Raw genomic sequence first — 4660 nt, forward strand, 5'->3', positions numbered from 1 at the left:
CTCATAGAAATCATCCGCGGAAAGCAACAGGCAGATCTGATCGCCAAAATAATGGTCTATAACCGGAACGGCGATATGGTATTTATGCAGCGGTAAATGCTGGCAGGAAAATACACGCTGATGCAGAATTATTTCTGCCGGATCGCACTGATTTTACCTGTACGCAAAAATCCTGAAAATATTTTCAGGATTTTTATGGCGTGTGCCGGTGACTCCACTCCGGATTGTATGTCACCTTTTATGTCACTTGAGACTTTTTTAAGACACGTATCACTTCCGGGATCCGCCGGAGCGCGTTGTGCTGTTCGTTGTTGTAGTGGTGCCCGTGTTCAGACTGCCGGTAGTGCCTGTACTCAGGGTTCCGGCGCCGGTATTCAGCAGACCGCCGGTGTTCAGACTTCCGTTGGTTCCGGTGTTCAGTCCTGTACCGCTATTGAGTGTGCTGTTGGTATTCAGGGTACCATTGGCTCGTGTATTCAGAATTCCTGAATTCAAAGTGCTGTTTCCGTTTAATGTGCTGTTAGTACCGTTATTCATTATTCCGGTGCCGGTATTCATGGTACCTGTACCTGCATCGGTATTGGTATTCACTGTGGTCTGTGCAGACACGGTAACGAGACCTCCTGCAATAAGCGCTGCTGCTGCAATAACATTTTTCATATGATTCTATTTTATATGGTGATACCTCACCTGTACAATTATCGTACAAAATGTCTTAACTGTATCATGTAACGGCTCAATCAACTGAAAACCATATCATTAAAATAATTTTATTATAATGATCCCTGCCGATTGAGTGATGACGGAAAAGCCTTTGCCTTCCAAAAAGTAAGGCAGTGTGATTTTACCGCCTCCCGGACCGCCTGTAATGATGAAAAGTTTCACTTCCGTATTTTTTAACGTCATTCATCAATCTTATTGTACAATGCTTTATTGATCAGTGATGGCCTCCCGTTTTGCCATCTCTTCATTAAGCAATCACACGGAACAGGATAAGGGTCCTGCAGGTACATCAGGAAGACTTTCCCTGACCGGCTTCCAGCTTTTTATGCCTTTCGCCCCATTTTTCCAGCTGAAGGATAATGGGTTTCAGTTCATATCCTATTTCCGTCAATTCATACACCACTTTCGGAGGGATCTCTGCATAAACCGTTCTTGTAATGATATGATGATCCTCCAGTTTACGCAGCTGCACCGTAAGCATGCGCTCCGTAATATTAGGGATGGCTTTTTTCAATTCTCCGAACCGCATTTTGCCATTGGTTAACCATGAACAGATCACAAGCGACCACTGCCCGCCAATAATGTGTGCGGCATACACCTCTGAACATTCATCCGCAAGAATCTTTTTATTTTCAAAATTGGTGGATGTTTCTTTGATTTTTCCCATTACTTACCTTTTTTATAGTATCTGACAATAAGCTGCTAATATACAGTATTGGCTGTCAATATGCTATTTTTGTACTGATCAGCAGCACTCCGACCGCAAGAACAGGAATATTTCAGTCATTTCTTACCATCTGAGTATTTCATTTCATATCCGGTGAGGATCAGTCAGACGACATAACAAAAAACAAAATAAAATGAGTAAAGCAACTTTATTACACGAAGCTAACGAATGGGTAAAAAAAGGCGACTATGAACGTTTTCTAACCAGTTGTACAGAAGATACCGAATGGGTTTTCGTAGGCGACCAGGTACTTTCCGGCAAGCAGGCAGTCCGGGAGTATATGAAAGAATTCTACCGGGAACCACCGGTGTTTACCGTTGATACGACAATCGAGGAAGGTAATTTTGTAACCGTAACCGGTGAAATCCGGCTGAAAGGTATAGATGGAAACTACAGCCATTATGATTACTGTGATATATGGCGGTTTGAAAATGATAAGATGGCGGCCCTAAAAGCATTTGTAATCGAAAAAAAGTAAGGGACAATTCTGATTTCAGAACTGATCACACATCATCCTGAAAGCATGAACAGAATCCTTTCCCGCACAGGTACAGGCTGAAAATTTCCCCGGCTCTACTGTATCAGGAATCTCACAATTCCGCATCTTTATATACCAAACATCTGACATCCAACAAAATGCACAGATGCCCGGAAGGCTGCAGAATGCATTTCTTCCGGATAGGTAAAGCCGTATACTCATTTTCAGACCATTCGTTACATTTACGGAGAAGTGGTCTGTTCATGTTCTTCAGTGAAAACAGGTAAGGTAAACCAGAAGGTGCTTCCCTGCCCTTCTGTACTTTCTACCCCGATCTGCCCGTTATGCCTTTCGATGATTTCTTTGCAGATGTAGAGGCCGATGCCGAAGCCCTTCTTGTTTTTCATGGCCTCACTTTCCACCCTGTAAAACCGGTCAAAAATAAAAGGCTGGTCTTTGGATGGGATTCCCATGCCCTGGTCTTTTACGTAGACCTGTGCCACACCGTTTTCCGTCGTGCAGGAGACATTGATAACGGAACCGCCCGGCGAGTATTTCACTGCGTTGTTGATGAAATTAAGAAGGACCTGCTCGATCTTGTCCTGATCGGCTTCTACCGGAGTAAATTCTACCGGTGCAAAAACCACCTGATGGGAAGTAACGGTAGCCAGAGATTCTTCTTCGGCAATACGCACCAGGTGCGCCATATCGAACCGGGTCCTGTTCAGGCGTATCTTCCCTTCCCCTAGGCGCGCTACGTCGAGAAAGCCGTTGATAAGGGCTTCCATCCTGTTGACCTGATTGTCTACTTTGGCAATATTACCGGCCAGCGTTTCGTCATTATTTTTCTGGGCGGTCCTTTTCAGCATATAAGCATAGGCCTTGATGGCGGTCAGCGGGTTTCGCAGCTCATGGCTTACCATACCGATGAAGTCGCTCCGGCGCTGCTCATCCAGCCTGCGTTCGGTAATATCGGATACCGTTCCGGAGAAATGGGAAATTTCCGGGTTTTCAGGATCGGTGTAAAGATGGCCGGTCGCACATACCCAACGGAGTATTTTATCATGATACCCGATAATCGGGTATTCAAGTTCGTAGGGTTCTCCTTTGGTAATGGAAGCCTTAACGGCCTCTATCACCTGCTGCCGGTGGGAATCGGCAATCTGGACGACCGCTGCCTCATACGGCATCTCTTCATCAGGATAAAACCCGAAAAGTTCTTTCAGCTTCGGGGACGGGAAAAATTCCCGGGTCCGTAAATCCATATGCCATACGCCCAGGTTGGCAGAAGAAATAGCCACCTGCAGGCTTTCCTCCCTTTTCTTCAGCTGCTGCTGCAGGAGGTAACTGTCTGTAATATCGGCAAAGCTTCCGATGGCACCGGTGATGTTTCCATGATTGTCTTGGATAGGCGTAGCGTTCATCCGCAGGTACAGGGACTGCTGCTGCTGGTCGCTTACCATGAATTCATAGCGGGATACCGGGATACCGGTTTTCAATACGATGCTCACCGGATGCTCTTCGGCGGGAAGCGGAGACCCGTCGAGCCGGCGGTTGTTCCATTCCGGGGAGACATTGTTGAGCGTAAGCATGCTTTCCTCGTCCAGTTTGAAAATTTCCCGGTTCCGCCGGTTGGTGTATACGATATTCCCCTTTTCATCCGTAATACCGATGCCTTCGCCTACAATATCCAGTATCGTCTGTATCCTTTCCTTGCTTTTCAGGAGGTCCGCATTCACTTTTTTAAGCTCGTCTTCCGCTTTTCTGAGGTCGAGATTGGCCTGTTGCAGCAGCTGATTCGCTTGCCGTAAGTCTGCGTTGCTTTTCCTGAGCGATAATTTATCGATGACCTGCCGGGCAAGCGTGCGGAGTGCCTTTTGTTGGGTATCATTCAGAAGCCTGGGCTTATCGTCGATCACACACAACGAGCCCAGCGCATATCCTTCCTGATCCAGAAGAGGCATGCCGGCATAAAACCGTATTCCCGGGCTTCCGGTAACCAGCAGGTTATCCTGAAAGCGCGGGTCGTGTCGTGCATCTTCCACCTGCATGAGGGCCTCCGGCCTCTCTATGGCATGGGAACAGAAGGAATGGCAGCGGTCGGTCTCATTTACCTGGAGGCCATAATGAGACTTGAACCATTGCCGGTCCCTGTCTACAAAGCTGATGAGGGCAATGGGAACATCACAGATAGCGGCTGCCAGTTCAGTAAGTTCATTATAATCCTTCTCCTGCCCTGTATCCAGGATGTGGTAGGCATGCAGAGCGGCCAGTCTTTTCTGTTCTTGCGGAGAATTTGTATCAGCCATAGTGATGTTTTGGATAACGCCATCTGTATTTTAAATGGTACCGCAAAGGTATAAAATATAATGGTGCCACATCAATAAAGTTTAGCATAACGGCACCGGGCAAGCAGCCTGCACATTGAGCAGATTTTTAAAAGGGTTAACCATTTTGCGTAACTTCCTCTATGAAAAAGACGCTGGCCAGATAATGAGGGGAAAACGCAGCAGGACAGCGGCTCCTTTGGAACAACAGCAGTAAAAACCTATTGTCATTCCCTGCAGATGCTGAGCTGTTTCAGTGCGTTTGCTCCCATTCTCACCGGCAACGCGTTATGACCCTGAAAACGGTATTGCCTGCTGTACCTTATTTCAGTAAGCCATTGCCGGTGACACCAAAATCCCCGGATAACCCGGACGAATAAATAGTGTAACTGTTAAGGTGAACGA

The 4660-nt window shown here is 46.7% G+C and carries 5 protein-coding genes; 1 reads left to right on the forward strand and 4 read right to left on the reverse strand.

Features of this window, described 5'->3' with window-relative positions:
• Positions 1 to 270 precede the first annotated feature (270 nt).
• The 3 genes from QZ735_RS08265 to QZ735_RS08275 all read right to left on the reverse strand — a co-directional run bounded on the left by QZ735_RS08265 (position 271) and on the right by QZ735_RS08275 (position 1390).
• Complete coding sequence (locus tag QZ735_RS08265) at positions 271 to 660, reverse strand: hypothetical protein (protein WP_294246776.1); 390 nt, start codon at positions 658 to 660, stop codon at positions 271 to 273.
• A gap of 99 nt (positions 661 to 759) precedes the next feature.
• Complete coding sequence (locus tag QZ735_RS08270) at positions 760 to 906, reverse strand: hypothetical protein (RefSeq protein ID WP_294246777.1); 147 nt, start codon at positions 904 to 906, stop codon at positions 760 to 762.
• Between the two features lie 106 nt (positions 907 to 1012).
• Positions 1013 to 1390, reverse strand: coding sequence for a helix-turn-helix domain-containing protein (locus QZ735_RS08275; RefSeq protein ID WP_294246781.1), 378 nt, complete (start codon positions 1388 to 1390; stop codon positions 1013 to 1015).
• Between the two features lie 193 nt (positions 1391 to 1583).
• Here QZ735_RS08275 and QZ735_RS08280 point away from each other — a divergent pair, with 193 nt between their 5' ends.
• Positions 1584 to 1928 (forward strand): nuclear transport factor 2 family protein, encoded by a 345-nt coding sequence (locus QZ735_RS08280; protein ID WP_294246783.1) that lies wholly within the window; start codon positions 1584 to 1586, stop codon positions 1926 to 1928.
• A 242-nt stretch (positions 1929 to 2170) separates the two neighbouring features.
• Here the strand turns inward: QZ735_RS08280 and QZ735_RS08285 are convergent, their stop codons facing one another.
• The gene (locus tag QZ735_RS08285) at positions 2171 to 4237 is read right to left on the reverse strand and encodes an ATP-binding protein (RefSeq protein ID WP_294246786.1); all 2067 of its coding nucleotides are present in this window, start codon (positions 4235 to 4237) and stop codon (positions 2171 to 2173) included.
• Positions 4238 to 4660 lie beyond the last annotated feature (423 nt).

Origin of the sequence: uncultured Chryseobacterium sp., assembly GCF_913776365.1 — a bacterium.
GTDB lineage: Bacteria > Bacteroidota > Bacteroidia > Flavobacteriales > Weeksellaceae > Chryseobacterium.

Excerpts from the sequence above, each read along its gene's own strand:
- QZ735_RS08265 (WP_294246776.1), bottom strand. The coding sequence starts at position 660 with ATGAAAAATGTTATTGCAGCAGCAGCGCTTATTGCAGGAGGTCTCGTT.
- QZ735_RS08270 (WP_294246777.1), bottom strand. The coding sequence starts at position 906 with ATGACGTTAAAAAATACGGAAGTGAAACTTTTCATCATTACAGGCGGT.
- QZ735_RS08275 (WP_294246781.1), bottom strand. The coding sequence starts at position 1,390 with ATGGGAAAAATCAAAGAAACATCCACCAATTTTGAAAATAAAAAGATT.
- QZ735_RS08280 (WP_294246783.1), top strand. The coding sequence starts at position 1,584 with ATGAGTAAAGCAACTTTATTACACGAAGCTAACGAATGGGTAAAAAAA.
- QZ735_RS08285 (WP_294246786.1), bottom strand. The coding sequence starts at position 4,237 with ATGGCTGATACAAATTCTCCGCAAGAACAGAAAAGACTGGCCGCTCTG.